Raw genomic sequence first — 26,314 nt, forward strand, 5'->3', positions numbered from 1 at the left:
AGGGCAACCACCCGGGGGACGCGACGGCGCGACCCGTACTGACCGGAATGATTCTTGGGAAGTACTCCCCTCTAGCCCGAGAGGATAGCCCACCCTAACCCGATCCGTCCACCCCTGAGCCCCCTCACCGTGGCGTGAGCACCACCACGGCAATCGCCCGCGTGGTCATCTTCTGATACTCCGCATAACGCCCCTTGTTGACCTTGTCCACCACTCGAAACCGCCGCGCATACTCCGGATCATCCGGATAAGTAGCCGTAGCGCTCACCGCTATCCGCTTGGTCCCCACCTGAATCTCACAGTCCCCCTTGGCCTTCACATTCGCCAACCACCCCGGCGCCCGCGCCGACCCACCATTCGACGCCGTCACCAAATAATCCCGCCCATCCCGCGCATACGTCAGCGCACTGACCCGCTCCCGCCCACTCTTCCGCCCCACAGTCCGCAACAACAACGTCGGGTTACCAAACAGCAGTCGATGCCCCACCAAACCCTTGCTCTTCTCATAAACCCACTGATGCCCCCGCAACACCTTCACGAACAAATTCGCCATAGTTCCTCCCGCGGTCGTGGTTCGACACCACCCTAACGGTCTACGATCCGGTCGCGATGCGATGGATATTGCCCTCTCACGCACTCGCCCGTCAGCATGAAACCTCTACCGCGACAGAAGGATCCGCAAGTGGCCGCCACCGCGAGCGCCTTCCCCGACCACCTCGAACCCCATAAAATCACCACGCACCAACTCGCGCCTGTCGTCCCGGCCATCTCCCCCAACACGGGACACGTCCCTCGTCCTCACCGGGTCAAGTAGGCATCCCCACCAAGTTCGCGGTACCATCGCGACGCCCGCGCACCAGCCGCGGCCCGGGGCGGTAGCTCAGTCGGTTAGAGCCGTGGACTCATAATCCATTGGTCGCGGGTTCGAGCCCCGCCCGCCCCACTTTCAGCCCCTGAACAGCGCGAACGCTGAGCGAAGATCGTAAGACGTTCGAGGACAAAGCATCACCAGCTTTGTATTCCGGCGTAGAGTTGATCCGCATGGGGGCGCTCAACCTAGACGATCTCAAGGAACTGAAGGACGACTTCGCCACCGAGCTACGCCGACGAAACCGCAGCAAGCCCACCATCGACGGCTACCTCACCCGCATCGACTACTTCATCGAGTTCCTCACCGAGAACGACCTTCCGACCACCGGCCCGGAGGTCACCCGCGACCACATCGGCGCGTTCATCGAGTCCCTGCTGACCCGACCGAACAAGCGCACCGGCAAGCCACTCACCGCGGAGTACGCCCGCAGCCACTACCGGGCGCTGCAGCAGTTCTTCAAATACCTTGCCGCCGAAGACATCATCACCGCCGACCCCTTCGACAAGATGACGCTGCCCGATGCGCCGGAGCAACTCGTCGAGGTTCCCGCCGACGATGCACTCCGCCAGCTTCTCACCGAGTGCGCCGGCACCGACTTCAACGATCTCCGGGACACTGCAATCATTCGACTGTTCGCCGATACCGGTTGTCGCGCAGGTGAAGTCGCCGGGCTCAATATCGATGACCTCGACTTTGCGGAGAACACCGCGCTGGTCATCGGTAAGGGCCGAAGACCGCGAACGACGCCGTTCGGAGACAAGACCAGGACCGCGCTCCGCAAGTACCTCCGTGCACGGGCAAAGCATCCGAAGGCCAAGAATGACGAAACCTCACTCTGGCTCGGCTACCAGGGCCGAATGACCGACCACGGCATCCGCCAAATGCTCGAACGCCGGGCCGCCGCAGCCGGTATCGGCCATATCCACCCCCACCAGTTCCGCCACTGGTTCGCCCACACCTGGCTTGCCAACGGCGGCCAGGAACAGGACCTCATGATGCTGGCGGGCTGGCGCTCCCGCCAGATGCTCGACCGCTACGGAAAGTCGGTGGCCGACGAACGCGCGAAGGCCGCGCACCGTCGTGCCCGCCTCGGGGACAAGCTGTAGGGGAGTGCGACGGTGGTCGAACAGGTTTTGAACGAGGCGACATGCAACGCACTACTCCGTATCGCCGATGGGTTCTCTCGGGGCGTAGTCGTCGTATCCGGGTTTCCTGCAGTCGGAAAGTCGAGCATATCCAGCTGGCTGGCATCGCAATCCGGTGCCTTGGTCCTGGACAAGGATGCGTTTATGCCAGCCCTCGAACAGGCGGTGATGTCCGAGCTCACCGGTAACCCGCACGACCGTGACAGTGCAATTTATCGCCGCGTCGTAGGTCCTCACGTCTACGCCGCGCTCGTGAAGAACGCAATGCTGATCGGTCGGCACCATCTTGTCGTGGTCGACGCCCCATTCATCGACTACGTCCGGACAGCTGCCCGCGAGGGGGTGTCACTGGCGACCTACATCAGGGCGAAGGCGAACAGTGCGACGGATATCCGCACGGTGTGGATACATGCCGCGGCGGACGAGATCCAGAAGCGAATGACCCGCCGCGGCGCCGAACGAGATCGACCCAAGCTCGTGGGGTGGTCGAATTACCGCACCCAGGTTCTGGACTCCGGTATCACCGCGGCTGCGCAGAAGGTCGTCGACTTCGTAGTGATGAACTAATCAGCCGAGGTACGGATCTGGCTGATCGGCGTATCCGTGTTCGATTCGGAGTCGCATCGACGGATGGATATCGAGCTCGCCGAGCACGGAATGCGGAAACCATTGCACACGTCTAGATTCCGCGCTGGTCGTGATCTCGCCGTCAATCGGTCGGCCGCGCAAGCAGATCGAGAACTGCTGTCGCACCTCACCATCCGTGAACGCGACGACATGCCGGGGGTCTGAGTAGATCCCCACCAACCCGAAGATCGCGATGCCGATCCCGGTTTCTTCGCGAGTCTCGCGGACGGCGCACTCCGTAACGGACTCACCGAATTCCAGAGCGCCACCAGGAACAGCCCACAGGCCGTTGTCGCTGCGTTGGATGAGCAAAAGCTGTTGCTGATCATCGAGGACGAAGGCGGTCGTCGCGACAACGATGCTGTTCGGCTTCGGGGCGTTCGGGTCGTCGTAGTAGTCGGTACGGGCCATCATCGGCCCCACTGACCGAAGGTCGGCGCAGGGTTCCAATTCATCCGTCTACCGTACCGACGGTGGGGTGTTCCGCGGCGTATTCTTCTTGTCCGTGATCGAGGCCGTTGTGTTCGACGTCGGTGAAACGCTGGTCGATGAAACGCGCGAGTACGGTACCTGGGCGGATTGGCTTGGGGTGCCGCGCCATACGTTCGCAGCGGTCTTCGGAGCCACGATCGCGGCCGGTCAGGACTATCGGGAAGCATTCCAGGTGTTCCAGCCTGGATTTGACCTCGCCCGGGAGCGACAGGCGCGAGCTGACGCAGGCCAGCCAGAAACCTACGGTGAGGATGACCTCTATCCCGACGTGCGTCCGACACTAGCCGAACTCCAGGCGACAGGCGTTTGGGTCGGTATTGTCGGGAACCAGACAGTCCGTTCAGGGATGATTCTGCGTGATCTACACCTTCCAGTGGATCTCGTTGCGACATCCGATGATTGGGGCGTGGAGAAGCCATCACCGGCGTTCTTCGCGAAGGTGATCGAATCCGCACCCTGTCCAGCAGAGCGGATCGTTTACGTTGGTGATCGCATCGACAACGATATTGCGCCCGCCAAGAAGGCAGGGATTCGAACCGCCTATCTGCAACGCGGACCATGGGGATGGATCCTTCGCAACAAGGAGCAGGTCGCTGAACTCTCAGACTGGACGCTCCGCGACCTGACCGAGTTGCTGGATATCGTTGCGATGGAGAAGAATTCGACTCACTAGCTACTGAGAACCAAGCCCCGGCGTCAGATCCGTGCCTGTTTGGCTCGGGAGCAAGCGGTGGTTGAACCCCGCATCAACCAAGCGGGTAAACGCTTTCTGCACATCGCTGGGCACCGCCTGGTCGATGGCCCACCCGTTTGCCGGGTAAACCCATACACGTTGGGTGTCGCCGACAAGCATGTTGATCACACGGTCCACGTCACCGATAGTCTCGATGTAGTCATCGAGGGGGAGCGGACGAGATCCGCAGATCACCTCGACTTCCGGCCACCGCTTCCGACATATGGCATAGCTCCGGCGTTGTTGGTAAGGACGGCAAATCAGCAATACAGACCGAACCGGTCCCAACTCAGGACGATGTTCGAACAACGACCGCGTGAAGTCGATGTTCTCCCCGGTGTTGGTTGCCCTGGGCTCCACCACGATCGCTTCATCGGGAACACCGAGTTCTAACGCAGCCTCACGGAAGTGCACCGCCTCGCCGCGCGGGAACCTATCGATCGTGCCTGGGGCATTGGCCCCAGTGAACACGACTAGCGGAAACATGCCCTCGTGGTACAACTCGGCGGTGTAGGTAGCCACGCCGGGATCGTGGCTCCCCAGGCCGATTGCTACATCGACGGGCCGCAACACATGGTGCATTTGGCTGTACTCCCAGAGGGTCTCGACATCGGAGCGGAGTTCCTCCGGCAGGGTCGTGGTCGGCATCCGCAGTCCTCTACTCGGGAAGCTTGAAATCGTAGGTCCATGCGAACCTGGATGCCGCATGCACCCCGCGTGCGAACTCGATGAGCAGATCGTTCGCAGTGTAGGTCCGTCGTTTCAGGATCATCACCGGCTCACCAGAAGGCAATTCGAGGGTGTCGCTCTCCTCAGGTGTCGGCATGCGGGCGAACACCGTCTCAGTCATGTGGTCGGGTTCGTATCCCTGCAGTGTCAGCACCGCAAATCCGCCGCCAGGCCCGGCCGGGCCAGGAGTTGGATCTACCAGAGGAGTTCCTTCGACGTATTCAGGGATGTAGTAGCTCGTCAGAATGTGAGTGGGTTGACCCGCATCGCGTACCAGCCGAGCTCGCTCGTAGACAGGTGAACCAGGCTCCAGGCCAAAGGCTTCCGCAACCTCAGCATCGGCTTCCACCAACGCAACTGTCTGGGTTTGATCAGTCCGATTCCACGGTCGACCGGATGCTTCACGGTCCGCGATGAAGGCAACCGTGTCGCCGTACTTCCACTTCTTCTTCGAGTAGCGTTCGGCCCCTAGCTGGCGCATGGGCGGGCGTTCCCGGACTACTGTTCCGCGCCGACGGATGGGTGTCACCAAGCCCTCGGCTTCTAGCATGCCAACCGCTTGGCGAATCGTCTTGATGTTGACGCCGTATCGCTCGGACAGCTCTTCTTGCTTGGGAAGTGTTGTCCCAGGCGGATATTCGCCCTGGTTGATGGCATCGCGCAGGTTCGCTGCCACGTCTCGGTATCCGCTCATGTCTCTCGAATGCTCTCTGGTTGTCGGATCGCGGAATGTTTGCTGTTAGGACTAGCCATATTCTATCAATCAACATCTTAGGCCATTTACAGCCGGTTCTATAGTTCCGATCGCCAAACCTTGCTTCAATAGAACCGGCTCTAATGGTTGTCTACCGCGAGTGGTGATCCAGCGGGGTCATTCACGCGGAGATGACGGCCATTTCCGCTCTTTTCCACAAGGAGAGTGAGTCTGTTGGTTACCACCGACCGATCGTCCTTCGACCCACCCAGGGCGCAGAATCTGATCAGCCTCAAGACGGCCGCGGCCCTCGTCGATCTTGACCCTCGAACCGTCCTGAACTGGATCAAATCCGGTGATCTGCAAGGGTTTCGGGTGAAGGGCCGTATGTGGCGGGTCGACCGAGAGGAACTCCTGGCCCTCGCGCGGCCAGTCGCTCCGCAGCTTAAGGGTGGCGCGGCATGAGTACGCCCAACGATCGGGTTCTTCAAGCGCGGATCGCCGCCCATGCTTCTTGGGCGAAGACGGACGATCGAGCAGCGCGTACAGCCAAGGCGCGCAAGGCAATGGAGAGCAAGTTCGAGAAGCAAGTCGATCCGGGCGGCGTACTACCGCCGGATGAGCGTGCTCGTCGTGCTGAGCATGCGCGCAAAGCGCACTACACCCGATTGGCGCTGAAGTCCGCACAAGCGCGGCGGCGGAAGTCTCAGGGATCTGGTAAGGGCGGTGCAGTCCAATGACTTTGACCGTCGAGACTGCGCAAGAGCTGACCGAACGAATCAAGGCCGGAGTCGAGGCGATCTGGGGATTGGTTACCCAGGCATACCTCGATCGGGCATGGGAGGCCCTGGGCTACAACTCCTGGGACGAATACTGCGCCAGGGAGTTCAGCGGCTGTCGTCTTCAGCTCCCCCGAGAAGAGCGCCAGGAAATCGTGGTGTCGATGCGGGAGCGCGGAATGAGCACTCGCGCTATCGCTGCAGCTACTGGCTTGAGCAAGGGCACAGTCCAGAACGAGCTCGCGGCAGGTGGACAAAATTGTCCACCTGACTCAGTGATCGGCTTCGATGGCAAGACCTATCGGTCGAAATCATCAGAGTGCGAAAGGAATTCATCGGATCGCGCTCAGCTGTCGAATCCTGCGACCCAAATGCGCGACGGCAGTCGGGAGGACTCGCCGCAGGCGCGCCGACGCCGTCCGATTGCTGAGGCGTTCGACGCGGCACGGTACGACCTCCTGAAGAGAGCCGAAACGCTGGTTCGGCTGGCCGCGGACGACCGATTCGACCGCAACGCAAACCAACTGGCGCAGCGCTACCGATTCGACCTCATTCAGGCCCGGGACGCGATTCAGGCCGTCCTCGATCACTTGCCCGACCCCACTACGGAATCCCGGGAGGGATGACCCATGCATCTCGTCAACTCTGAGCAGCCGGGAGAGGCCATGATCAGCCAGATCATCGAGATCGATGCCCCCATGGCACGGCACATGCTCGAAAACAACCCGAACAACCGCCCCGTCCGCCAGGCCCGCGTGCAGCAGTACTACGACGACATGGTCTCTGGCCGTTGGCTTTTCAACGGCGAAGCCATCAAGTTCGGCGCTGACGGTGAGCTGCTGGACGGCCAGCACCGTTTGCAGGCGATCGCCCGTACCAGCGGGCAGAAGTTTCCGATGCTGGTGGTGCGTGGTCTGCCCCGCGATACCCAGGTGACGATGGACCAGGGCGCCAAACGCACCCCGGCTGATCAGCTCACCCTGACCGGGGTCACCGGCCACAACACCACCCTGATCGCTGCGGCCTTGCGGGTCTATATCCCGTGGCTGGAAGGCAACCTGTTCGGCGACTACACCCGTAATGCGGTGTCGACCACCAGGATTGTCGAGTTCGCGCAGGTGTATCCGGAGACGGTGGCGTTGGCCGAGCGGTTCACTTCGGTGGGCAAGCGGTTGAAGTGTCGTCCCGCGGTGGCGGTCGCGGCGCTGGTCCGGCTCACCGAGATCGACGCCGAGGCAGCGAGGGAGTTCCTGCGGTTGTGGGACAGCCTGGTCGGACTGCCGGCGGGCTCGCCGATTCTCGCGTTGCGGCAGCGACTGGACTACACGCACACCCACAAGATCCGCACCAGTGATCGGGATCAGATCGGGTTGATCGTGGCGGCTTGGAACTTGTGGCGGCGCGGCAAGTCGGTGTCGAAGTTGCAGCGGCCCAAAGGCGGTTACAGCATCGCGAACTTCCCGGAGCCGAGGTAACCGTCATGGTCCGAACCTCTTTGATCGTCGCGGTGATCCTGCTGATCATCGGCCTGGTCGCGCCCGGACTCGCGTTGCTATTGCTGGTGGCGCTGATCATCGTCGGCGCGGCGGGCCTGGTCCGATCGTCTGCACGTTCTCGTCGGTGGGGTGGTCGGCGATGAACGACTACGTGTTGATGGAGACGGCGGACCGGCGCGCGGTGGCGATGCCGCCCGGTGCGCTGGCGGTGTTGCTGCTGCTGGCGTTCGTGTTCGCGGCGGGCCTGTATCTGGGGGTGCTGCTGTTCGGCACCCGCGAGAGCTTGCCGACCACGGTCGTGACGTGTCCCGCGCCGGGGACTGCGCAGGTGGCGGTCTGGCCGCAGGGCTGCCCGCGTGATGCGGTGGTGACGCGGTGAGCGGCAAGGAGTTTCGCCAGCAGCCCCACGAAACCCGGTTCCTGGAATTCGTGTCGCAGGAACGCGCGATCGCGATGGCGCTGGTGCCGACCGCGATCGGCCGCAGTCCGCGCGCGGCCCGCACGATGGTGCACCGGCTGCGCCAGTCCGGCCAACTCCAGGTGACCCGCATGGACACCGGCGAGCCGGGACCGTGGCGACCCTCGCCGTACTTCGACGATCCCGACGCACCGGCCCACGGCCCGCTCTGGGTGTTCCCGGGGCGCGAAACATGCTGGGGTTACACCGATTTCGATCCGGGGCCGTGGGAGCCGCGGCCGTCGATGGCGGCGCACATGACCGCGGTGACCGCGCTGCGACTGGCGCTGATGGGCATGGAGACCGACCCGGAGCTGTGGACCAGCGAGCGACTGCTCTACCACCGGCTGCGTTCGGAGAACGGCCAGTCCATCGGGCACGTGCACGACGCCTGGTTTCAGGACTTCACCGACCCGGACAAGGTGTGGGCTGTCGAAGTCGAGCTGACCCGCAAACGCGGCGCGGGACGGCTACAGCACACGATGACCGCCGCCCTGGACGCCGCCGACCGCCACGAGCTGGCCGGAGTCCTGTACTTCGTGCGCGGCGAGACCCTGCGCCGGGCGGTCGAGGCCACGGCCGTGCGGATCGCGAACAAGCGAGGCATCGAACGGGTGCCGAATCTCGAAATCCATGACCTGGACGCCACTTTGGCGCGAAAGGAGATGCCGTGATCATGCACGGAACCCAATCCCAGATCCCCCGCCCTCTGCTGATCGTCATCGAGGAGTTCGGTGGCACTGAGGACGCTGAAATGGCGCACTGGATGCGTCGAAAGATGGCTTCCTGCTTCGGAATTGACCCCGATCAGATCAGGTTGTGGCTGACCGAATCGTGGGCGGATCTGTGGTCGCTGTCGGCCGAGGAAATCGCCGCCGTCGTGAAAGCCCTGATCGGCGAGCCCGAGCCTCCGGACGGGGTGATCTGATCATGGCTGACTGCACTCCGCTGATCACCCCGCAGGACTGCGACACCACCGCGCAGATCCTACCGCCCGTACCGACTTCGGCACCCGGGCCCACACCGGATCCCGCCACGCCGCCGCAGGTGCTGGTGAACACGGTTCCCGCGCCGACGAGTACGCCGGACCGGTTCGAGAACCCGGCGCTACCCAATGGTTGGCGGGCACCGGACTGGCATCTGCATATCGGCAGTGTCGGTGAGGTTTTCGCGACCGCGGGCACGGTCCTGCTCGGGCTCGGATTCCTGGTGGTCCTTGCGGTCGTCCTGAACGGGTTGGCGGCGTGGCGGCGGTGGGAGGCCCGGCAGGTCCGCAACTACGCGGCCGGGGCACTGGTGCTGCCGATCGCAGCCATGTGGATCGCTGATTCGTGGTTCGCGCCGTTGACCTTGTGGTGGCAGGGCACGCGAGTGCTTGTGGCGTCGGGTCCGGGGTCGGGCGCGATCGTGGCCATGATCGCCGGGTGCCTGCCGGTGGCCTGGGCGGCGACGGCGGTGTACCGGGCACGGTTCCTGGCTCGCCTGGATACCGAGGGTTCGGATTCGCCGTGGAAGACCCGCCGCCTGCAGCGCCGCCAGCGCCACGGCAAAGCCCGCGCCGCCCGCCGCGCCGCCCGCTACGGGGCACCGCTGGTGACCGGCTGGTTCAAGGCCCGCGTCGTGCTCGGGTCGCTGTCGGAACGCACCGACGCGACCCAACCGACCACCGTCACCCGGCTGGTGGACAAGCGCACCTCGCGGTTGGAGATCCCGATCGAAGGGCTCGGGCACATGGTTGTGCTGGGCAAGTCGCAAAAGGCAGGCAAGACCACCATGCTCGTGCGGCTCGGCACCGGCCTGTATTCCGCGTACTGGCACCGCTACGTCCGCACCGGCGAGAAGCGACCGCTGTTGATCTTCATCGACTGCAAGGGCGGCAAACCCGGGCTGGCGACGGGCCGTCAGGTAGTGAAGGTCGCCGCCAAGCTGAAGGTGGACCCGAAGCGGATTGCGTTGTGGCCCATCACCAACCGACTCGACCTGTGGTCGATGAACGTCGACGACATGTGCGCCACGTTGGAAGCGATGATCAACCCGGTGGCAGCGACCGAGTCGGGGTCGGAGCATTTCAAACAGAACCGGATCCGGGTCACCAAGCTCGCCGTCGATGCACCGTGTGGTCCGCCGAAGTCGAAGAAGGAGTTCCTCGACCGGCTCAGTGTCGACTGGCTGAAGACAATCGGGTGGCCAAACGAGGACGCGATCCTCGCCGAGATCGACGCGCTGGAGAAGAACAAGCCGCCCGCGGTCGGAGACGTGTCGGGCAAGTTCCGCAACATCTTCGCCGCGATCGGGGAGGGCTTCGACGGCGGGCGACCGCTGGATTCCTTCGACGTCATCTACGCCACGGTGCCCGGCACGGTCCGCGGGGAGAACGCCCGCGCTCAGGTCGCCGCGCTGAACACCCTGATCACACAGTTCGCGTGCGGGGAGCACGACCGGCAAATCATTCTCATCATCGACGAGATGTCGGCCGTTGCCGACAAGACCGGCGGCATCTCCCAAATCGATATCGCTGAACGGCTTTTGGGCATGGACGTGGTCGCGTTCTTCGCCGCCCAGAACCAATTCGGGCTCGGGCAAACTCCCGATGAACGCCGCCGCCTGCTCGAAGCCTGCCCTTCCGGAGCACTGCTGATGGCGCAGGAAGGCGGCGGCAAGGTCAGTGAGGTGTTCGGGTCGGGCCCGGTCACTGAGAGCACGCGGCATTCCAAGGGCGGCAAGGTCGGCGAGGACGGCACCCTGGGCAATCGGGACACGTTCTTGATCGACCCGAACCGGCTCGCCGAGTTCGAACGCGGTGACGTGGTGTGGGTGCATGCCCTCAAAGCTCAATGGGGCCATGTGATTCCGGTCGATCTCGACGAAATCGTCGCGCTCCCGGCGGATCCGCGGCCGGAGCGGTGGGCGGTCAACACGCTGCCGCGGGTGCCGTTGCAGAAGGTCCGTGACCTCGATGCGGGGCGAACGCGTCGCGCCGATCTCGGTTTCAGCGAGGGCGGTGAAGCGGCATGACCGACTACCTACGCCCCATGGCCGCCTACGTGGCCACCCTCGGCGGACACCACAACCAGCCCCACCGCACCCAGTTGTCCACCCTGGACACCGGCGCGGACATCCCGGACACCCAGGCGGACACCACCGTCGAGAACGCGGACACCCGCACAGAGCGGGGGTGGACACGATGACCACCCCCACCACCCCGCGCGGCCGAGGAGTAGCCCGGACCGGGTTCGTGTTCGGGTCACTGACCTCGGTGGCCACCAATGTCCTGCACACCTATCTACCGACCGTCCACATGCCCGCCGGGCTCACCCTGGTGATCGCTGCCCGGATCGGGTCGGCGGTGTGGCCGTTGGGATTGCTGCTCAGCGTGGAAATCCTGGCCCGTGTGGCATGGCGGCGCGGGCGCGGATGGTCGATCGCACGGTTCGGCGGAGCCGGAGCCGTGGCGTTCGGATCAGCTGTCATCTCCTACTCCCACGTCCGAGATGTGCTGTTGGCCTGGGGATACGGGCATCCCGCCGCAGAGTTCGGGCCGCTGACTCTCGACGGGCTGATGGTGGTCTCCGGGTTCGCCCTGCTATCGCTGACCCCCGGCAACCTGGGCACCGCGACCGAACAGCACGCGGCGGACGCTGCCGTTCAGCGGCGAGTGGGGATCCGAGACCCGAAACCGGCGCCCGCCCGAGAGATTCCCCTCGCTACGCAAATCGAGGCCCTGCCTGTCCCTACCAATTCGGTGATGGCCACGGTGTCCGGACAGCCCGAAAGCCGTGTCCGCGAGGCGGACACCGGTGCCGGACAGGCGGACAGCCCCAGGAAGCCGATGACCGCCAAGCCTGGACAAGCGGGCACCGAGCCCGACGCCCGCCGCGAGCGAGCGCGGGAACTGCACGGCCTGGGCTGGACCCATGGCCGCATCGCGACCGAACTCGCGGTCAGCAAACGCACCGTCCGTCGCTACCTGTCCACCCACCCGGACGCCACGGATCCGGTGGACACCGACACTGCCGATCCGGCGGACATCACCGCGGCGGCACTTGTCGAGCCGGATCTCGACTGGCTGGCCGCCTTGAACACCAACCACCACCACGAGCCACAAGGAGCTCTGTCATGACCAACAGCGACGGCAACAATCAGGGAATCGATTGGGACGGTGAGCTGACCGCGCTCATGGAGTCCTCCGGCATAGACCCCGCCCAACTCACCCGACCCAACCTCACCCGACGTGCCGGCCGCTGGATCATCAAGGCCCGCGCGGCAATCGGCGCGGTCGTCGTGACCATCCCCGTGATGTGGCTGGTCGACGGCTCGGGCGCCCCGGCCGCTGCCACGGTGCCGTTGATGGCGTGGCTGGCGGGCTGGATCGGCTACGGGATCTGGGTCAGCGCCGCCCGCCCCGACACCGCCACCCTGGCGTATCACCTCAAAGACCTCGCGACCGCCCTCTACCGGGCCGGTTCGCGGCAGGTATTCGAACGCTCCCGTCCCGCTCGAGTCCGCTGGCGCGCCGCACGTCTCGCCCAGACCACGGCCTGACCCCGAGAACCCCTGAAAGGAATGTGAACTCTCATGTCCGGCAACGAAGTTGACGAAGCCGCCCGGAACTGGCCGCAGTTGATGGCCTTGTTCCTGCAGATGGTCGGACGGATCCAACGCGCCAGCGCCGACGGATCGATCCGCCTCTCCCGCACGGAATACAAGCAGTTCGTGAGCGAGTTCCGCGACGCGCAGAAGCTACTCACTCACCAGATCGACACCACTCGCGCGTGGTATCAGGCGCGCACCGAGGAATACCAGCGCGAATCCCGCGCCGCGGCAGCCCGCGCGAACGCCGGTGCCAGCGCCGAAGAACAAGCCAATGCCACCGCCTATCTGTCCGGGCTGCGGGCGGGGATCGAACACACCATCCACGACACCGTCCTGACCGCCGAACAGCGCGGGCAGGTCGTGCAAGCTCTCAACGCTGTCGACGCCGACCCGGGAAAACCGGTACCCCGCAACATGTTCGGTCCGGTCTCCGGCAAGGCCGCCGTGCAGGCCCGCCACGCCGCCGCCGAGAGCGAACAAAGGGTGACCGCGCATCGCGAGCAACGCGCCGCAGCGGCCGAGCAAGCAGCGATCCCGGCCACGGCAGGTGCCGCCGAGATGCAGCGCCAGGCCGCCAAACGTTTCGACGAACTGTCGAAACGTATCGAGCAGCTGGAACAACGTCTGGCCGTGCTGGTCCCTCGCGAAACGGCTACCGCGGCCACGACCAACGGGCATGCCAAGCCCCGCGCGACCCAGAATGCCGAAACCACGGCCCGCCAGCACAACGGGCAGGCGCAACCGCGCACCGAGGAACAGGCCCAGCAGCAGCCGAGCGACGGTGCCGCCGCCGCGCACGACCCTGCCGCACAGGCCGAGTCGCCGGACCCGGGCCATCAGCCCCAGACCAGCGCCGCAGCCGCCGCTGAGTTCGTCGCCGAGATGGAGGCCGAAGCGTGAACGCCGCGCCGTCCGGATCGCCTGAGTTTTTCAACAACAACATCAGAAAGGAGGACACCACCACACCCGACACCACACAGCCTTTCCGGCTGCTACCCAACATCATTCACAACATCGACCCATGCCGTTGCCTTGCTTCGGCAGCCAATTATCAACGGACAAAACCAATTCTAGTTATGGAGTAGTGAGAACAATGTCCGGTGAAACCACCTTGACCATCATCGGCAACCTGACCGACGACCCCGAACTTCGGGAAGTCAACGGCCAGTTGGTTGCGAACTTCACGGTCGCATCGACCCCGCGCGTGTTCGACCGCCAGTCGAACCAGTGGAAAGACGGTGCCGCACTGTTTCTTCGGTGCGCACTGTGGCGCGATGCCGCCGACAACGTTGCCCAATCCCTCATCAGAGGGTCGCGGGTGATCGTGACCGGCAAGCTCTCCCAGCGCAGCTACGAGAACCGCCAAGGCGAAAAACGCACTGTGCTGGAGCTGACTGTCGATGAGATCGGGGTGTCTTTGAAATACGCCGTCGCCAAACCGATCAAGCGCAGCGCCCTCACCGGTGCTCGCAACGGCGGCCAGGCCACAGCCAAGAACACCGCGCCACGGGGCAGTGATGACCCGTTCGCGGAATTCCAGCCCGAGGCGGAGGAGGCGTGATCATGCGCAACCCCGACCTGGGCGGCCACGGCCGAGACGACGGCGCTGTTGAGTTCGGTGGGATGGGCTTCGGGTTCACCACCGCGTATTGCGTCGATTGCGGGTTCATCGACTTCACCGTTCACCTGTTCGGAGAAGTCGCTCACGAGGTCGGGATGCACCTGACCGTCGCGCAGGCCATCGACCTGCAGGACCTGCTCCGGCGCGCCGTCAACGACGCCATCGAAACCACGACCGATTCAAACGAAATGGAGTTCTGATCATGGCGTACCTCAGCAGCGACGCCCGCGCAGCCTCGAAAGGACTGTACGGGCGCGGCGGAAACGGAATCACCTCGACGACGTGGCATGACATGCCCGACGCCATGGTGCGACTGCTTTCCGCCGACGACATCCGGGGAGATCTCGAAATCCGCTGGTATGTCGACATCTTCGAAGGAGTCCTGGCCGACCTCACGATCGACGAAGCCCGCACTCTACGGGATCGACTGGTCGCGGTCATCACCGAGTTCGAAGGCCCTGTCTCCGCCGTCTCTGACAACGATGTCGACGACACGGACACCGTCAACGCCGACGGCACCGTGCAGACGCTGGAGAGCGAACCGGCGTTCTGCCGGGAATGCAACGGGCGAATCAGCCTGCTGTCCAACGGAACCGATTACTGGTGGACGCACGAACCGCACTCCATCAATGATCACGAACCCGTCCCGGAAGGACCGGCGCACTGCCGAGTCTGCGGTGGGCGAATCATGCTGGTGGCCACCGACAATTACCGCGGGTGGGAACACTATTTCGAGCCCTGGACCGAGCACGATGCCGTGCCTGGTCTGGTCACCCTCTCCCACACCAGTGGGGAGGCAGCGTGATGAACGCGGAATACAAGGCGCACAGCGTCACCGAGATCCGAGCGATCGCGGCCACGATGCGCGACGACGGCAGCATGCGGATCGCCTACATCCACGGCGACCCGAGCCACTACATGATCGCCGACATCCCTAGGGATCTGGCCAACCATGTACTGGGGGCGATCGCTCACGCTCTGCTCAACGCCGAGCAGGCCGGTGCCAGCAGCGAAGGACCGTCAGCGTGGACAGTCCTGACCACCACCCAGAATGCGGAGGTGGCGCGGTGAACACCACACAGATGATCCAGCGGTCCGACCGACTCGGCCGGTTGCTGATCACGATGGAGCCGGGCGCGAAGTTCCGGTTCACCTTCCTCTACAGCCTGGGCGGACAGTACCGGTCGGTGACCGCGGAACTGCCCCGCCCGAGCACCGCGGATCTGTTGCAGGCCATCACCGAAGCACTCCTGCAAGGGATTCCGGTCGACGACAACGAGCCAGTTGCCGCCGACACGAAAGCGTACGGAGTATGGGTGGCCGAGCTGATCAAGGAACGCGACGAGCTGAAAGACCACGCTGCGGAACTGCTCGATCAGGTGCAGTGCCTGCAATGGGATCTCAGCGCGCTGCAAGCCCAGCACGACCTGTGCCCGCAACCGATGACCGGAAAGGTGTCGTGATGGATCCCAACGCGGCATTGACCCGAATCCGGGAGCTGCTCAAGGCATCCGACGATCTCGGATACGTCGAGGGCAGTGACCAGAACCCTGCGGTCGGCATGCTGTTTCATCTGATCGATGCCGTCGAAGGTCTCGATCAGTGGCTGTCGCAGGGCGGTTTCCTGCCCAAGGAATGGGCACGTACGGCGGTGACGTCGTGATCGACCCGAACCTGACCTTGCAGGTGATCCGCGAGTTGATGACCGAGGTCGATGAACTGTTGCAATGGAACTACCGCGATGACGACGCCAAACTGGTGATCGGCAAGCAGGAGACGCTGTTGTACCGGTTCGTCGAGAACTTCGAGGTCCTCGACCGGTGGATGGGACGCGGCGGTGAGTTACCGAAGTATTGGAACTCGCAGACGCGGACCGACCGCATTGAACCGATGATGTGCTGCGGCGAGCCGATGGACGTCTTCTCCGCACACATGGGCACCGCATTCAACGGCGGGCAGGACTGCGCCATCCTGGTGTGGCACTGCTCCGAATGCGGGCACTGGGAACCCTACGAAGCCCATTTCGTGGATCCAGAAGCGATTGTGCCGAACTGCCTGTGCGGTGCGGCCATGGTCGATCTGCCGGTCGCGCAATGGGATCCGGGCCGATTCCGGCTGGCATGGTGCGCTGACTGTGGTCTCTACGAGACCTGGGGCATCGAGCCGCTCCGCCGCCACGGCAATGACGCCGATGACGACCCGCGACAGGAGCAGCGGTCATGACCGCGGCTTCGGGGTACCAATGGTGCGGATGCCGGGACTGCTTCGACATCGTGGTCGCAGCAGTCGATGAACCGATGCTGTGCGACGCATGTCTCGATGCGTGGTGCACCCTCGGCGGTGGCGAGTGCCAGCGTGACGACGCCTACGAAGACTGAGGTGTCCGATCATGGCCAAAGCCAAGAAGCCGATGAGCCGCCGAACAGAGCTACGGCTCGGGCGGGAGATCCAGGAACAGTACGACCGGGGTGCCAGCTGGGCCGCGATCACCGTGGACTTCGATATGCCGAAGTACAAGGTGCAGCGGCTGGCCAGGATCTACCGGGAAGACTGTGACCGGAGAGCGCACCAGAACCAGCTGACCCTGTTCAAGTGACTCACCGGACACAACCGAACACCAACTGAATATCGAAAAGCGGAGCCCAGGCCATTGATGGTGGCCTGGGCTCCGCCCTGTTTCTACCAGTGTTTGCAACTCTGTGAAATCGGAACCGCCTCGCAACCCCCGGGCCGGGATCCTCGGGCTTCAGGTAGGGGTCCGGGTGCCCGGCTCGGCGCTGCCGCACGAAGTGGACGAGGATGCCTAGGGCTGAATACATGCCGTTCATACCCTATGTAGACAACCGACTGAGGGTCAGATAGTCTCTCGACATGGCCGATTTTCGGATGACAACCTCGGTCGCGAAGGTCCTACGCGAGTTCCTTGAGGATCCAACCGCGCGGCAGTACGGCTTCGACCTAATGAAGAGCTGTCACATTCCCAGCGGGTCGCTGTATCCGATCTTGCTTCGTCTTGAAAAGGCCGGTTGGATCGTCGGGCATTTCGAAGACATCGATCCGAGCACGGAGGGTCGTCCGCCGAGGAAGTACTACACGATGACTCCCGAGGGCGCTTTGTCTGCGACCAGGGAGCTTGCCAAGCTCAGCGCGGCCCTGCGTCCGCCGACCCTTGCGCCGGTGTTCAACCCGGGTGCCCTTGGAGGACTCGCATGAACCACTTCCTCGACATTGCGGGTGCTGTTCTTGGGGTAATCGGCCTATTCGCCGTGGCCGTCGTCGCCAAGGTCGGCTTGAGCATGGTCAGCAAGGAGATCGAGGGAAGAATCGACGGGCTAGCCGTTCTACTGCTGAAACTTGCCCGTCTGCGGCTGCCCGCACACGTACGAGACGCGATTTACGACCTCGAGTGGATGCCGGAGCTTCAATACATCATTCAGCGTGAGCAGGCCCGACCCATCACTCGGCTTTGGGATGGGCTCCGATACTCAGGAAGTCTATGCCTCAAAGCTGGAAGCATCGCTCGCGCTGCGGCACCCTCGGCCTCGCTGATTGGCCGACTGAAGATCGCGTTCCGCGCCCTCCTCTCGGTGAGTGGAGGGCGACGCTATAGGGAGATTGTCAACGACGATGGCTTGCATGCGACTGAGGTTCGGATCGTCGACCCAGCCAAGATCAACGTCGCAGATCTCATCGACGCGGTGAACAAGGTGATCGACGAGGACAAGCGCAAGAGCTGAAGTAGGCGTGCACCGCATGTCACCAATCGGAACCCGGTCCAGTTCAGGTGGACTGGGTTCCTCCTACCTTCTAGCCACGTATCTCACCTTGAGGAACTCGATCCTCGCGGACGCAGCGCGTAGGCCGGGACGAGTTGGTCGCGGATGTGAAGATCGGGTCGGCCGTCGGCGTACTGCAGGCTGTAGGTCACGCGCCCGAGCCATTCACCGTCGACCGTGGGCACCCAATGAGACAGGACGCCGGGCCGCTCGCCGCTCATGTGGACCCCGGCACCGTTGACATGCTTGGGCTTGCCGGGGTCGCGTACGAGGATCGCGTCCAGGCGTACCCAGACCGGCTTCGGCGGGCTGGTCGCGGTGCGGTAGTAGTGGCCGGTCGCACTCGGGTATTGCAGTTCCGGTTCCGTGCCCTCGGTCTCGGTCTCGGCATCGACTCGCCGCCTGTCGAACCCATGTTCGAAATATAGCCGAGCGGTCGCTTATCATCACCGGTATGTCCGATGATCAGAAACAGTGTCAGATCTGCGGGGAACACCCTGCAGGCCGGGTGGCATGTTGTGCCCGGACTGCCTGCAGCGGATCACCACGCAGAACCAGGCCAACCCGTACCCGAACTTGCCGGATATCGACTAACCGCCCCAGCGGCCTTGTTCGCGGGCGCGGCGCAACCGCGAGGGCCGGGCCGAATCCCACTCCCACCGCGTCAGTAGATCGTCAGCGGCTTCCTTGTCGGGGTGTTCGTCGAAGATGACCAGGTCCGCGCCGAGCTGATCGAGGTACTTGTCCCTATCCCATTGCAGGAGCATGACGGCATAGACACGCCACGCCGCGGCCTGGTTCCCCGACATTTCCGGACGAACTCAGTTGAGACCGAACGGAATCGGTGACAGTGGCGGAAAGGCTGCGATGGCGGACCGCAGTGACGTGATGACGGTGTCGGCCTGGCCGCCGATCGCGGCGACCACATCAGTGAGGGGCTGGTCGATCGGAGCCTGCGGCGCCGGTGTCGATGGTGGTATCGGCGCGGCGGTTTCGATCAGCGGGGGAAGGTCGGGCTTGGGTACGTCTACACCGCCACCCAGCGCCCCAGCAGCGGCACCGCCGAGCCCAGCGCCCGCAGCAACACCAATCACGATGCCGGGCACACCACCTACCGCGGTCCCTGCCAGGCAGCCCAGTCCGGCACCGAGTCCCGCACCGAACGGTATGCCGACCCCGGCCGCCGTCGCACCAATCGCTGCGCCGACCACGCCGCCCACCACGGCCCCGACCGCGCAGCCGACACCCGCGGCAGGGACTGAGACGAGTTCCGCACCCGCGACCGCACCGAGTGCCCCGCCGGTGATGGTCGACGCCGCGCGCCGATCCGATTCCTGGCGCGAGAATCCCAAGGCGTCGTACCCGGCGGCGATCTGCCATTCGGCGTAGTCCAGATACGCCTGGGCTTTGTCGCGGGACTTGGTATCGATCCAGTCTGGAATCCCGATCATGGTGTTGCCTGCGCGCAATGTGTGCGGGTTGATCGGCGCGGGTTCCGTTGCGGGAGAAGGCTCTTCGTTGTCAGGTTTGGTAGCTTGCGGGGGCTGGATCAGGGTGTCGGTCTGCGGGGTGGTCTGCTGCTGGGGTCGGGGTCGCGCTGGCGGCGCAGGAGGGTCTGGAATGTAGTCCGCGAGGCTGGGCGCGGCAGGTGGGGAAGGCGTGGTGCTCAGGCCGGGTTGCCCGTCTCCGGGTACCGCCAGACCCGGTTGTCCCGGTGCCGCGGTGGCAATGCTTTGCCCGGCGGCGGCCAGCACCGGTAATACGGCTAAGGCGGTGAGTGTGCGTGTCGTGGTCATGTGCTCGCCCTTCGATCCGACCGGGTACCGCCGGATCGGCTCGTCGGGATCGGAGCCGAACCCTGGGCGGTGATCACGCTGTGTCGGAGCCTACTCAGAACCTCTTGCGCGGCATCGGCGCTCGCGAAGCTGGCACGGACGGTCGCATCGCTGGCATGGCCACCGAGCCATTGACCAATCGCGAAGGGGGTGGGGTGGGGGTGCGTAGACAAGGCGGGCAGGCCCCGCCTGCCCGACACCCTGCCCGCTTCGGTGCCGCGGTTCCGTCGTGCCGGGCGTGACTTTCCGGTCTCCGGGCCAACAGCATCGGCAGTGACCGCCGCCTGGAAAGTCATGATCGGCATGGCGGCGGCACCGGTTAAAATCGCGCGCCCCCACCCCATCCCCGAACGTCAGGCGCGTCCGAACAGGTGACCCTGCATGGGAATCGCCGCGTCGCCCGAGCCTCGACACGCCGAGTCGAACCGTTATATCCCGGCGGCACAACACAAGTCGTCCGCCGGTCTACGCCGGTACCCTCAGCGACCGACCATACGGAAAACGCGGACCTTCACCGAAATCGGGGCGAAAACGGCGGTAGCTCAGGGTCGGCGTTGTGCACGCGAGTCGCACACCTTCCCACCCTCTGATCAGGGGTGATGGGTTTCATGCTCAGAGGACAGCAAATACACCCATCAATGTGTATTTGCTGTCCTCTGAGCATGAAACAGAAGAAAAGTTGGAGGGTGGGAAGGTGAGAAAGTGTGAGTAACAAGAAAATTCAGTAAGAGAGAGAAGTAAGTAACGTTGGGTGAGAATCGGTGAAGTCCGGTGCAAGGTAGCGATGGGCAACGGGGGTGCGTAACCGGCGGCCGGGTGGGTAGTAGCGCCCGGCAGCGTGGTGACGTTCGGTGCGAGCGCGGCGGCACGAGTAGTCCGGCCGGGTGGGAATGGTGGCGGTCTCGGGTCTGGTGATGGGCACGATCCCGATGTGCCCGAACGGGTTGGTGGACTCCCTGGGCGCACGCCGCATGATAAGGGCGTCCAACCTCCCGTCAAGTCGCGAATTTCCTGTGCGGTCGCGTGATTCGGGTGCCGGTCGGGTGAGGGAAATTCGCTCCTTGAGCGTGAGCCTCCTGGACGCCCTGGGCAGGCAGGAGGGGCAGGCCGCGGGGCCTGCCCTCGGCGGACGCGGCGCGCGCCCAGGGAATCCACGTTCTCCCAGGCTCCCAATCCCATTGACACGTACGTGTCAACGTCTTCGGAAGGACCCGGAGATCATGACGGACTCCGACACCATCACCGGCCTCCTCGTCACCGCTCTTGAAAACACTTGGGCCGCAATCCGAGCCCACCACCCCGACGTCCCCGACGTCGTACTGACCGTGGGAGCCGGATCAACCGGCACCAGCGAAATGACCCTCGGGCACTTCGCGCCGAACCGCTGGATCCGCGGCGAGTACGAACTCCATGAGCTGTTCGTCGGCGGGGAAGGGCTCCAGCGTGGGGCGGCTGGTGTACTCGGCACTTTGCTCCATGAGGCCGCTCACGGCGTCGCTGTCACGCGCGGGATCAAGGACACCAGCCGCCAAGGCCGGTGGCACAACGAGCGATTCCGTGCCCTCGGCGAAGAACTCGGGCTCACTCTGGCGCATCACGACAAGATCGGGTGGTCCATCACCACCGTGCCGGAACAGACCCGCGAAGTGTTCCGAGACGGGCTAGAGGAGCTCACATATGCGTTGGTGGCCTACCGCCGTCAAGAACCGGGCCGACGAGACGGGCGCAAGTCCAACAACAACGGTTTGACCGCCGAATGTGATTGTGGTCGAAAGATTCGAGCTTCTCGTAGTGCATACGAAGCTGGCCTCATCTCCTGCGGACGGTGTGGAGGCCTGTTCACCGAGTAGGGCATCAGCCATCGCGGCACTGAGGTGATCAGTATGTGGTGGGACGGTCTGGCTCCACCGACAAAAGATGTAGCTCGTCTGTGAGACCTACTGTCACACTTAGGACTTCGACGACGGACAACATCAGGATCGAGGTGGATGTGAAAGACCAGCAGACTCCCGGCGAACAGAACGACGCTGACCAGCCGAAGCCGAATCGGAAACCTCCGAAACGTCCTACGCGCGCACAGTCTCTTTTGGCGCCCGAGCCCGGCAGGTCCAAAGAGGAGCTGGAGGCGGCACGAAATCTGCTTATTGAGGTGATCTCAGCGACTTTCATTGGTGTCGGCCGTGTTCGAAATGGGTGAGGACGAGTGCGGCTTTGACGATGTCGCCGATTTTCTCGGGGCTGGTGGTGAAGTGGTGCAGGGCGCGCCAGCGTCCCTTGGTACTCAGCGGTTTTGGTCGACAGCTGATCTACCAGGGGCTTCACCATTCACGGAGCCGACACGCCACACCAATCACCCACTACCACAACGGATCTCACTGGAGATGAAAAGGGCTCACTGATCGTCGGTCTCGTGATTGGAGGCCTGATTTTGCTGGCCGTCGTCGCGGCGGTCGTAAGAGGCGCACAGCGCCGCGAAGAAGTGGGCCGGTACGCGACGATGCTCGGTGGTCAACCCGGTTGGCCAACACCGGAATGGATCACGGCATACCGGCCGATCCTCAATCCCTATCATCTGCACGCGGACAACCTGGACGCCATCCACGGCAAGGTGTCAGCGCGGGACTTCGTCAGCTTTCGCACCGAAAGCCAGATAACGGTTCACAAGCTCAGCAGGACGACCACGACAACCCTCTACTTCAACGGCGCGGCCGTCGGAGGCATCCGAGCCGATCTACCGCCGGTCGAGCTGCTCGCGGCGCAGGGCCAATGGCGTCCGTATTTCGACGGAAAGTCCCGCGAGGGCGACCGATTCGCGACGGGCGACCCGGAATTCGACCGCGACTTCGTGCTGCTCGCGGCCCCGGCCGACCAGGTGACTGCTCGATCGATGCTGTCCAGCGAGGCCAAAGCCGCCCTGAATCTGCTGTCCCGCATCGCCGGAGCCCCCCGTATCCGAATCGCTCAGGGCCTCGTGCTGTGCTGGGTCCCGGGCATGACGGACTTGCGCGCCCAGCACGAGGCCTACGCGGATCTGCTGAAAGCCCTGGCCATGGTCGCCACCGGCATCAACCTCACGACCGGCTACCCGACCAGATAGGCAGGCCATGGCAGACGGAACCCCTGACAGTTGAATACGCGACCTCGCCAGTCGCCCGGTTGAATCATGCTGCCCCGCAGCTGATTTGGACCGTAACGCCGGATTCCGGGCAGATGCGCCACTACTGCCGACCAGCGGCGATGGCGCGGTGATCGGTTCGGGCTGCGGGCGGGTGCGGTAGGTGCTTGGCTTGGCTGCCGATGAGGTTGGTCGGTGTGCTGGAGGTCAGGTTTCGTGGCGACGCAGGTGTTCGCGGCCGAGAAGTTGGTGCGGCTGCGGGAGTTTCCGCAGATCGGCCGGGGGGAGTTGTTCCGGTTCTTCACGCTGACTCCGGCCGATATCGCGTTCGTCGCACCGGGGCGGGGGCGGGGTCCGGAGGATCAGCTCGGTTCGGCCGTGGCACTGTGCACGCTGCCGTGGTTGGGGTTCGTGCCGGACAAGGTCGCGGCCGCGCCGCCGGTGGTTGTGGCCCGGTTGGCGGATCAGCTGAAAGTCGATGCGTCGCAGATCCGTTCGTACGGCCGCCGGGCACAGACCCGCACCAAGCATCTGAAGCTGGTGGCTCAGTATTTGAGCTGGCGGTCGGCGGGTGCGATGGAGTGGAAGGAGCTCGATGAGTTCTTGTTGGCGCGGGCGATGGAGCATGATTCGCCGACGCTGCTGTTCCGGCTGGGTTGTGAGTATCTGATCTCGGCACGGGTGATCCGGCCCAGCCCCGACACCGTGGTCCGCCGTGTCGTGCATGCGCGTGAGCAGGCGCAGCGGGAGACCTACGATCGGCTCGCGCATGAGCTGACTCCGCAGCGGTGCGCGGAATTGGACGGTTTGCTGGTTACCGATGCCCCGATCCGGATGTCCCGGTTGCGGTGGTTGTCGACCGGTCCGGTGGAGGCGTCCGCGGCCACGGTGCCCAACGAGGTCGAGAAGCTGGGGTTCGTGCGCGGTCTCGGCGCGGACACACTCGATTTGTCAGTGCTTCCGGCGGAACGTCGCCGGTTTCTGGCTATGCTGGGCCGCCGCCTGACTGGGCAGGCGCTGGAACGCCGTGACCCGCAGCGCCGGTATCCGATCTTGCTGACCTGCACCCACTGCCGCCGGAACAGTCGGCGGTCAAATACGTCGCCGCCATGGGCGGGGCGGAAGCCGTCCTCACGCAGGCCCGCAAGGACTTCGACGCGGGCGAATACCGCTGGGTGGCCGAGCTTCTCGACCGCCTCGTCTTCGCCGAGCCCGACAATGACGCCGCCCGCGAACTGCTCGCCGACACCTTCGAGCAGCTGGGCCACCAGTGCGAGAACGGCACCTGGCGAAACGAATACCTCACCGGCGCAATGGAACTGCGCAACGGTGTGCGCGACCTCGGCGCGGTCGTGTTGGCCACCCCGGACGTCATGGCCGCCATGACCCTGGACATGCTGCTCGACTACGCGGGCATCCACCTCGACGGCCCCCGCGCCTGGGCCCGCAACATCCGAATGAACTGGACCATCCGCGAATTCGACGGCCCCGAACGCGACTTCGCCGTCCAACTCAGCAACGGCGCCCTCATCTACACCGCCAACAAGTCCCTGCCCGACGCCGCGGCCAACGTACACCTCGACCGCGGCGCCCTCCAGCGAATCCTGTTCGGCACCAGCGATATCGACACCGAGCTACGCGCCGCCACCATCACCGTCGAAGGCGATCCCGAACCGCTCACCCACCTGTTCGCACTACTACGGCCCTCCGCCTTCTGGTTCCCGATCGTCACCCCGTAACCCATCCAACCCGCCAGTCTTTATGGCGAGCCACGGTGACGTAGCGGGCACCGGTAACCGTGCGCAAGGCGGGTGCGCCGTCGGCGACGGGCATAGGCTTCGGAGATCTCGCGGCCCCGCAAATCCAGATCGAGGTCGGGACCGAGCAGAATCAGCAACGCCAGTAGCGCGCCGATGACGATGGCTGGCATGAGGACGGCGTTCACGACAATCCCAGGACCGGTCGACGGTCGTTGATCCGCTGCGTGTGGCGTCGGTTCCATGGTGAGCGTGGGTGCTGGGACAGCAGTTTCGCGGTGAACGACGCTATTTCGGCTGTGGCACGGGCATTACCGACCAGGCCCCGATTGGGTGCAGTGAACTGAGAGCCGACCACGCGTGGGGCGATCCTGGCCAGCCGTGCGGGTGTGGCCGCGGCACGCAACGTTGTCACGCTCTTGTTGAAAATGCGGGCGAAGTCCAGGGCGACAGCCTCGTCGGCGGCCGCCAGACCGAACAGGCCGTCAGCGAGGGCGTCGGGCAGATACGGCTCACCGAGCAGGCAGTTGGCCCAATACAGCTGCCAGGCATCCCGGTCGCGCCACCGCCACCACTCGGCCAGATCGCTGTCGAGATCCGCGCCGGGCGCAAGCCCGGCGGCCAGCCGTCCGGCCAGGTATTCGGCTTGCCGGAAAGCATCGGACTGGCCTTGGCCCAGAGAGTAGTCCTTGAAGTTGCCCGCGTCCCCGACCAACGCCCACCCCGGGCCTGCTGATTCACGAAAGTAGCTGTGCCACTTCTGCAGAACCCGGATCGGCCCGACCCGGGTAGCGCCCTCGACCGCGGCCGCCAACTCCGGAAACAGCTGCAACCGGGCGTCGAATTGGGCGTAGCGGTCGCCCAGGTACTGCTCGGCTTCCGCGGTCGGCACCGCGACCGTGGTCAGGAACTGGCCGTCGAGAGGCAACCCGAGAAACGCCGTCGATCCGCTTCGTGTACCGCCGACCGCACCGAAGAACAGACCCTGGCTTGGGTCGACCCCCTCGTAGAACGACCAGGTCGGCATCCGGCCGCCGGGGCGCGTGCAGTACTCCCGCGCTCCGACCGAGCGCGCCACCGTCGAGGATCGACCGTCCGCGCCGATCACCACCCGCGCCCGAATCTCCCCGGCGCGAGTGCGGACCCCGCGCGCTCGCCCGTCTTCGATGATCACGTCCTCGACCGGGCACTGCGTGCGGACCTCCGCGCCCGCCCGGGCAGCGTGGCCGATCAGGATCGCGTCCATCGTGGTCCTGCGCATTCCGAGCAGGGTGCCGTAGGAATCGGGATCGAGGTCGACGGTGAACTTCCGGTGCGTGCTGGTTACCGTCGCCCCTCGGATGACACTCGCTCCCGCCGCGAGGATCTCCTCGAGCACCCCGATCCGGCGCAGAACATCGACACCGTTGGACTGGAACACACACGTCGACAGCGTCTCGCTGGGAAACCCGGCCTTGTCCACGACACAGACCTTCACGCCCTGCTGGGCGAGCATCGTGCTCAAGGTCGCGCCCGCGCAACGCCCCCCGACGATTACCACATCGAAGTCCGACCCCGCCATGACACCAGCTCCTCGGGGGTGCAGGGCGCGCCC

General features: G+C 64.4%; 36 protein-coding genes, 1 tRNA gene and 1 pseudogene. 31 read left to right on the top strand and 7 right to left on the bottom strand.

The genetic code is table 11. The features are described 5' to 3' along the window. Positions 1–124: 124 nt before the first annotated feature. Complete coding sequence (locus D7D52_RS34005; protein ID WP_120743031.1) at positions 125–553, bottom strand: nitroreductase/quinone reductase family protein; 429 nt, start codon at positions 551–553, stop codon at positions 125–127. Between the two features lie 316 nt (positions 554–869). On the opposite strand from D7D52_RS34005, the gene D7D52_RS34010 reads away from it, so the two are divergent. The 3 genes from D7D52_RS34010 (at position 870) to D7D52_RS34020 (ending at position 2,583) form a co-directional block, all read left to right on the top strand. After that, positions 870–943: transfer RNA gene (locus D7D52_RS34010), tRNA-Ile, on the top strand. Between the two features lie 98 nt (positions 944–1,041). Beyond that, positions 1,042–1,977, top strand: coding sequence for a tyrosine-type recombinase/integrase (locus D7D52_RS34015; RefSeq protein WP_120744676.1), 936 nt, complete (start codon positions 1,042–1,044; stop codon positions 1,975–1,977). 12 nt (positions 1,978–1,989) lie between these two features. Then, positions 1,990–2,583 carry a P-loop nucleotide/nucleoside kinase family protein gene (locus D7D52_RS34020; protein ID WP_120743033.1) on the top strand — a complete coding sequence of 198 codons (594 nt, stop codon included), beginning with the start codon at positions 1,990–1,992 and terminating at the stop codon, positions 2,581–2,583. Here D7D52_RS34020 and D7D52_RS34025 read toward each other — a convergent pair whose 3' ends face one another. After that, positions 2,584–3,054, bottom strand: coding sequence for an NUDIX hydrolase (locus D7D52_RS34025; RefSeq protein ID WP_120744677.1), 471 nt, complete (start codon positions 3,052–3,054; stop codon positions 2,584–2,586). A gap of 94 nt (positions 3,055–3,148) precedes the next feature. Between D7D52_RS34025 and D7D52_RS34030 the strand changes: the two genes are divergently transcribed. After that, positions 3,149–3,808, top strand: coding sequence for an HAD family hydrolase (locus tag D7D52_RS34030; protein WP_120744678.1), 660 nt, complete (start codon positions 3,149–3,151; stop codon positions 3,806–3,808). On the opposite strand, the gene D7D52_RS34035 is transcribed toward D7D52_RS34030, so the two are convergent. Together D7D52_RS34035 and D7D52_RS34040 are read right to left on the bottom strand one after the other, a co-directional pair. Next, a complete protein-coding gene (locus D7D52_RS34035) occupies positions 3,809–4,516 on the bottom strand; it encodes a YdcF family protein (RefSeq protein WP_120743035.1) in 708 nt (235 codons plus the stop codon). A gap of 10 nt (positions 4,517–4,526) precedes the next feature. Continuing rightward, positions 4,527–5,273 (bottom strand): GntR family transcriptional regulator, encoded by a 747-nt coding sequence (locus tag D7D52_RS34040; protein ID WP_222932729.1) that lies wholly within the window; start codon positions 5,271–5,273, stop codon positions 4,527–4,529. A 252-nt stretch (positions 5,274–5,525) separates the two neighbouring features. On the opposite strand from D7D52_RS34040, the gene D7D52_RS34045 reads away from it, so the two are divergent. The 23 genes from D7D52_RS34045 (at position 5,526) to D7D52_RS34145 (ending at position 17,974) form a co-directional block, all read left to right on the top strand. Further along, positions 5,526–5,756 (top strand): helix-turn-helix domain-containing protein, encoded by a 231-nt coding sequence (locus D7D52_RS34045; RefSeq protein WP_162958740.1) that lies wholly within the window; start codon positions 5,526–5,528, stop codon positions 5,754–5,756. Beyond that, positions 5,753–6,031, top strand: a complete 279-nt coding sequence (locus D7D52_RS34050; RefSeq protein WP_120743041.1) for a hypothetical protein — start codon at positions 5,753–5,755, stop codon at positions 6,029–6,031. The genes D7D52_RS34045 and D7D52_RS34050 overlap by 4 nt, the downstream gene beginning before the upstream one ends. Further along, positions 6,028–6,696 carry a hypothetical protein gene (locus tag D7D52_RS38275; RefSeq protein WP_162958741.1) on the top strand — a complete coding sequence of 223 codons (669 nt, stop codon included), beginning with the start codon at positions 6,028–6,030 and terminating at the stop codon, positions 6,694–6,696. Before D7D52_RS34050 ends, D7D52_RS38275 begins: the two co-directional genes overlap by 4 nt. 3 nt (positions 6,697–6,699) lie before the next feature. Next, on the top strand, positions 6,700–7,545 hold the full coding sequence (locus tag D7D52_RS34060) for a hypothetical protein (protein ID WP_120743045.1): 846 nt from the start codon (positions 6,700–6,702) through the stop codon (positions 7,543–7,545). A gap of 5 nt (positions 7,546–7,550) precedes the next feature. Continuing rightward, positions 7,551–7,709 (top strand): hypothetical protein, encoded by a 159-nt coding sequence (locus D7D52_RS38280; RefSeq protein WP_162958742.1) that lies wholly within the window; start codon positions 7,551–7,553, stop codon positions 7,707–7,709. Continuing rightward, complete coding sequence (locus D7D52_RS34065; protein WP_120743047.1) at positions 7,706–7,945, top strand: hypothetical protein; 240 nt, start codon at positions 7,706–7,708, stop codon at positions 7,943–7,945. Before D7D52_RS38280 ends, D7D52_RS34065 begins: the two co-directional genes overlap by 4 nt. Continuing rightward, complete coding sequence (locus tag D7D52_RS34070) at positions 7,942–8,697, top strand: hypothetical protein (RefSeq protein ID WP_120743049.1); 756 nt, start codon at positions 7,942–7,944, stop codon at positions 8,695–8,697. The genes D7D52_RS34065 and D7D52_RS34070 overlap by 4 nt, the downstream gene beginning before the upstream one ends. Further along, positions 8,694–8,951 (top strand): hypothetical protein, encoded by a 258-nt coding sequence (locus D7D52_RS34075; protein ID WP_120743051.1) that lies wholly within the window; start codon positions 8,694–8,696, stop codon positions 8,949–8,951. The genes D7D52_RS34070 and D7D52_RS34075 overlap by 4 nt, the downstream gene beginning before the upstream one ends. Before the next feature lie 2 nt (positions 8,952–8,953). Then, positions 8,954–11,038, top strand: coding sequence for a hypothetical protein (locus D7D52_RS34080; protein ID WP_120743053.1), 2,085 nt, complete (start codon positions 8,954–8,956; stop codon positions 11,036–11,038). Then, a complete protein-coding gene (locus D7D52_RS38285; RefSeq protein WP_162958743.1) occupies positions 11,035–11,211 on the top strand; it encodes a hypothetical protein in 177 nt (58 codons plus the stop codon). The genes D7D52_RS34080 and D7D52_RS38285 overlap by 4 nt, the downstream gene beginning before the upstream one ends. Next, a complete protein-coding gene (locus D7D52_RS34085) occupies positions 11,208–12,143 on the top strand; it encodes a DUF2637 domain-containing protein (RefSeq protein WP_162958744.1) in 936 nt (311 codons plus the stop codon). The genes D7D52_RS38285 and D7D52_RS34085 overlap by 4 nt, the downstream gene beginning before the upstream one ends. Beyond that, positions 12,140–12,565, top strand: coding sequence for a hypothetical protein (locus D7D52_RS34090; protein ID WP_120743057.1), 426 nt, complete (start codon positions 12,140–12,142; stop codon positions 12,563–12,565). The genes D7D52_RS34085 and D7D52_RS34090 overlap by 4 nt, the downstream gene beginning before the upstream one ends. 33 nt (positions 12,566–12,598) lie before the next feature. Further along, complete coding sequence (locus D7D52_RS34095; RefSeq protein ID WP_120743059.1) at positions 12,599–13,516, top strand: hypothetical protein; 918 nt, start codon at positions 12,599–12,601, stop codon at positions 13,514–13,516. Between the two features lie 193 nt (positions 13,517–13,709). Then, positions 13,710–14,177, top strand: coding sequence for a single-stranded DNA-binding protein (locus D7D52_RS34100; RefSeq protein ID WP_120743061.1), 468 nt, complete (start codon positions 13,710–13,712; stop codon positions 14,175–14,177). 2 nt (positions 14,178–14,179) lie between these two features. Next, positions 14,180–14,437 (top strand): hypothetical protein, encoded by a 258-nt coding sequence (locus tag D7D52_RS34105; protein WP_162958745.1) that lies wholly within the window; start codon positions 14,180–14,182, stop codon positions 14,435–14,437. Positions 14,438–14,439: 2 nt separating this feature from the next. After that, a complete protein-coding gene (locus tag D7D52_RS34110; RefSeq protein WP_120743066.1) occupies positions 14,440–15,042 on the top strand; it encodes a hypothetical protein in 603 nt (200 codons plus the stop codon). Then, positions 15,039–15,308, top strand: coding sequence for a hypothetical protein (locus D7D52_RS34115; protein WP_162958746.1), 270 nt, complete (start codon positions 15,039–15,041; stop codon positions 15,306–15,308). The genes D7D52_RS34110 and D7D52_RS34115 overlap by 4 nt, the downstream gene beginning before the upstream one ends. Beyond that, positions 15,305–15,700 carry a hypothetical protein gene (locus D7D52_RS34120; protein ID WP_120743070.1) on the top strand — a complete coding sequence of 132 codons (396 nt, stop codon included), beginning with the start codon at positions 15,305–15,307 and terminating at the stop codon, positions 15,698–15,700. Before D7D52_RS34115 ends, D7D52_RS34120 begins: the two co-directional genes overlap by 4 nt. Beyond that, positions 15,700–15,900 (top strand): hypothetical protein, encoded by a 201-nt coding sequence (locus tag D7D52_RS34125; RefSeq protein WP_120743072.1) that lies wholly within the window; start codon positions 15,700–15,702, stop codon positions 15,898–15,900. The genes D7D52_RS34120 and D7D52_RS34125 overlap by 1 nt, the downstream gene beginning before the upstream one ends. Then, the gene (locus tag D7D52_RS34130; RefSeq protein ID WP_162958747.1) at positions 15,897–16,460 is read left to right on the top strand and encodes a hypothetical protein; all 564 of its coding nucleotides are present in this window, start codon (positions 15,897–15,899) and stop codon (positions 16,458–16,460) included. Before D7D52_RS34125 ends, D7D52_RS34130 begins: the two co-directional genes overlap by 4 nt. 166 nt (positions 16,461–16,626) lie before the next feature. Further along, a complete protein-coding gene (locus tag D7D52_RS34135; RefSeq protein ID WP_120743076.1) occupies positions 16,627–16,833 on the top strand; it encodes a hypothetical protein in 207 nt (68 codons plus the stop codon). Positions 16,834–17,108: 275 nt separating this feature from the next. Next, entirely contained in the window at positions 17,109–17,450 is a 342-nt protein-coding gene (locus D7D52_RS34140) for a PadR family transcriptional regulator (protein ID WP_120743078.1), read from the top strand. Continuing rightward, positions 17,447–17,974, top strand: a complete 528-nt coding sequence (locus tag D7D52_RS34145) for a hypothetical protein (RefSeq protein ID WP_120743081.1) — start codon at positions 17,447–17,449, stop codon at positions 17,972–17,974. Before D7D52_RS34140 ends, D7D52_RS34145 begins: the two co-directional genes overlap by 4 nt. A 629-nt stretch (positions 17,975–18,603) precedes the next feature. On the opposite strand, the gene D7D52_RS34155 is transcribed toward D7D52_RS34145, so the two are convergent. Both D7D52_RS34155 and D7D52_RS34160 read right to left on the bottom strand, forming a co-directional pair. Further along, positions 18,604–18,822 carry a hypothetical protein gene (locus tag D7D52_RS34155; protein WP_120743085.1) on the bottom strand — a complete coding sequence of 73 codons (219 nt, stop codon included), beginning with the start codon at positions 18,820–18,822 and terminating at the stop codon, positions 18,604–18,606. A 12-nt stretch (positions 18,823–18,834) separates the two neighbouring features. After that, positions 18,835–19,767, bottom strand: a complete 933-nt coding sequence (locus D7D52_RS34160) for a hypothetical protein (protein WP_162958748.1) — start codon at positions 19,765–19,767, stop codon at positions 18,835–18,837. A gap of 1,301 nt (positions 19,768–21,068) precedes the next feature. On the opposite strand from D7D52_RS34160, the gene D7D52_RS34165 reads away from it, so the two are divergent. The 4 genes and pseudogenes from D7D52_RS34165 (at position 21,069) to D7D52_RS39665 (ending at position 24,702) form a co-directional block, all read left to right on the top strand. Continuing rightward, positions 21,069–21,698, top strand: a complete 630-nt coding sequence (locus tag D7D52_RS34165; RefSeq protein WP_120743089.1) for a hypothetical protein — start codon at positions 21,069–21,071, stop codon at positions 21,696–21,698. Positions 21,699–22,276: 578 nt separating this feature from the next. Beyond that, entirely contained in the window at positions 22,277–22,945 is a 669-nt protein-coding gene (locus D7D52_RS34170) for a hypothetical protein (RefSeq protein WP_162958749.1), read from the top strand. 234 nt (positions 22,946–23,179) lie between these two features. Beyond that, positions 23,180–24,025 (top strand): annotated as a pseudogene (locus D7D52_RS40220) (DUF4158 domain-containing protein); the annotation flags it as partial. Between the two features lie 47 nt (positions 24,026–24,072). Then, positions 24,073–24,702 (top strand): alkyl sulfatase C-terminal domain-containing protein, encoded by a 630-nt coding sequence (locus tag D7D52_RS39665; RefSeq protein WP_120743093.1) that lies wholly within the window; start codon positions 24,073–24,075, stop codon positions 24,700–24,702. A gap of 202 nt (positions 24,703–24,904) precedes the next feature. Here the strand turns inward: D7D52_RS39665 and D7D52_RS34190 are convergent, their stop codons facing one another. Beyond that, positions 24,905–26,281, bottom strand: coding sequence for an NAD(P)/FAD-dependent oxidoreductase (locus tag D7D52_RS34190; protein ID WP_120743097.1), 1,377 nt, complete (start codon positions 26,279–26,281; stop codon positions 24,905–24,907). Between the last annotated feature and the right edge of the window lie 33 nt (positions 26,282–26,314).

It is taken from the genome of Nocardia yunnanensis, assembly GCF_003626895.1.
Classification (GTDB): domain Bacteria; phylum Actinomycetota; class Actinomycetes; order Mycobacteriales; family Mycobacteriaceae; genus Nocardia; species Nocardia yunnanensis.

Excerpts from the sequence above, each read along its gene's own strand:
- D7D52_RS34005 (WP_120743031.1), bottom strand. The coding sequence starts at position 553 with ATGGCGAATTTGTTCGTGAAGGTGTTGCGGGGGCATCAGTGGGTTTAT.
- D7D52_RS34015 (WP_120744676.1), top strand. The coding sequence starts at position 1,042 with ATGGGGGCGCTCAACCTAGACGATCTCAAGGAACTGAAGGACGACTTC.
- D7D52_RS34025 (WP_120744677.1), bottom strand. The coding sequence starts at position 3,054 with ATGGCCCGTACCGACTACTACGACGACCCGAACGCCCCGAAGCCGAAC.
- D7D52_RS34035 (WP_120743035.1), bottom strand. The coding sequence starts at position 4,516 with ATGCCGACCACGACCCTGCCGGAGGAACTCCGCTCCGATGTCGAGACC.
- D7D52_RS34050 (WP_120743041.1), top strand. The coding sequence starts at position 5,753 with ATGAGTACGCCCAACGATCGGGTTCTTCAAGCGCGGATCGCCGCCCAT.
- D7D52_RS38275 (WP_162958741.1), top strand. The coding sequence starts at position 6,028 with ATGACTTTGACCGTCGAGACTGCGCAAGAGCTGACCGAACGAATCAAG.
- D7D52_RS34060 (WP_120743045.1), top strand. The coding sequence starts at position 6,700 with ATGCATCTCGTCAACTCTGAGCAGCCGGGAGAGGCCATGATCAGCCAG.
- D7D52_RS38280 (WP_162958742.1), top strand. The coding sequence starts at position 7,551 with ATGGTCCGAACCTCTTTGATCGTCGCGGTGATCCTGCTGATCATCGGC.
- D7D52_RS34065 (WP_120743047.1), top strand. The coding sequence starts at position 7,706 with ATGAACGACTACGTGTTGATGGAGACGGCGGACCGGCGCGCGGTGGCG.
- D7D52_RS34080 (WP_120743053.1), top strand. The coding sequence starts at position 8,954 with ATGGCTGACTGCACTCCGCTGATCACCCCGCAGGACTGCGACACCACC.
- D7D52_RS38285 (WP_162958743.1), top strand. The coding sequence starts at position 11,035 with ATGACCGACTACCTACGCCCCATGGCCGCCTACGTGGCCACCCTCGGC.
- D7D52_RS34085 (WP_162958744.1), top strand. The coding sequence starts at position 11,208 with ATGACCACCCCCACCACCCCGCGCGGCCGAGGAGTAGCCCGGACCGGG.
- D7D52_RS34090 (WP_120743057.1), top strand. The coding sequence starts at position 12,140 with ATGACCAACAGCGACGGCAACAATCAGGGAATCGATTGGGACGGTGAG.
- D7D52_RS34095 (WP_120743059.1), top strand. The coding sequence starts at position 12,599 with ATGTCCGGCAACGAAGTTGACGAAGCCGCCCGGAACTGGCCGCAGTTG.
- D7D52_RS34100 (WP_120743061.1), top strand. The coding sequence starts at position 13,710 with ATGTCCGGTGAAACCACCTTGACCATCATCGGCAACCTGACCGACGAC.
- D7D52_RS34105 (WP_162958745.1), top strand. The coding sequence starts at position 14,180 with ATGCGCAACCCCGACCTGGGCGGCCACGGCCGAGACGACGGCGCTGTT.
- D7D52_RS34110 (WP_120743066.1), top strand. The coding sequence starts at position 14,440 with ATGGCGTACCTCAGCAGCGACGCCCGCGCAGCCTCGAAAGGACTGTAC.
- D7D52_RS34125 (WP_120743072.1), top strand. The coding sequence starts at position 15,700 with ATGGATCCCAACGCGGCATTGACCCGAATCCGGGAGCTGCTCAAGGCA.
- D7D52_RS34135 (WP_120743076.1), top strand. The coding sequence starts at position 16,627 with ATGGCCAAAGCCAAGAAGCCGATGAGCCGCCGAACAGAGCTACGGCTC.
- D7D52_RS34140 (WP_120743078.1), top strand. The coding sequence starts at position 17,109 with ATGGCCGATTTTCGGATGACAACCTCGGTCGCGAAGGTCCTACGCGAG.
- D7D52_RS34145 (WP_120743081.1), top strand. The coding sequence starts at position 17,447 with ATGAACCACTTCCTCGACATTGCGGGTGCTGTTCTTGGGGTAATCGGC.
- D7D52_RS34155 (WP_120743085.1), bottom strand. The coding sequence starts at position 18,822 with ATGTCGGGGAACCAGGCCGCGGCGTGGCGTGTCTATGCCGTCATGCTC.
- D7D52_RS34165 (WP_120743089.1), top strand. The coding sequence starts at position 21,069 with ATGACGGACTCCGACACCATCACCGGCCTCCTCGTCACCGCTCTTGAA.
- D7D52_RS39665 (WP_120743093.1), top strand. The coding sequence starts at position 24,073 with ATGGGCGGGGCGGAAGCCGTCCTCACGCAGGCCCGCAAGGACTTCGAC.
- D7D52_RS34190 (WP_120743097.1), bottom strand. The coding sequence starts at position 26,281 with ATGGCGGGGTCGGACTTCGATGTGGTAATCGTCGGGGGGCGTTGCGCG.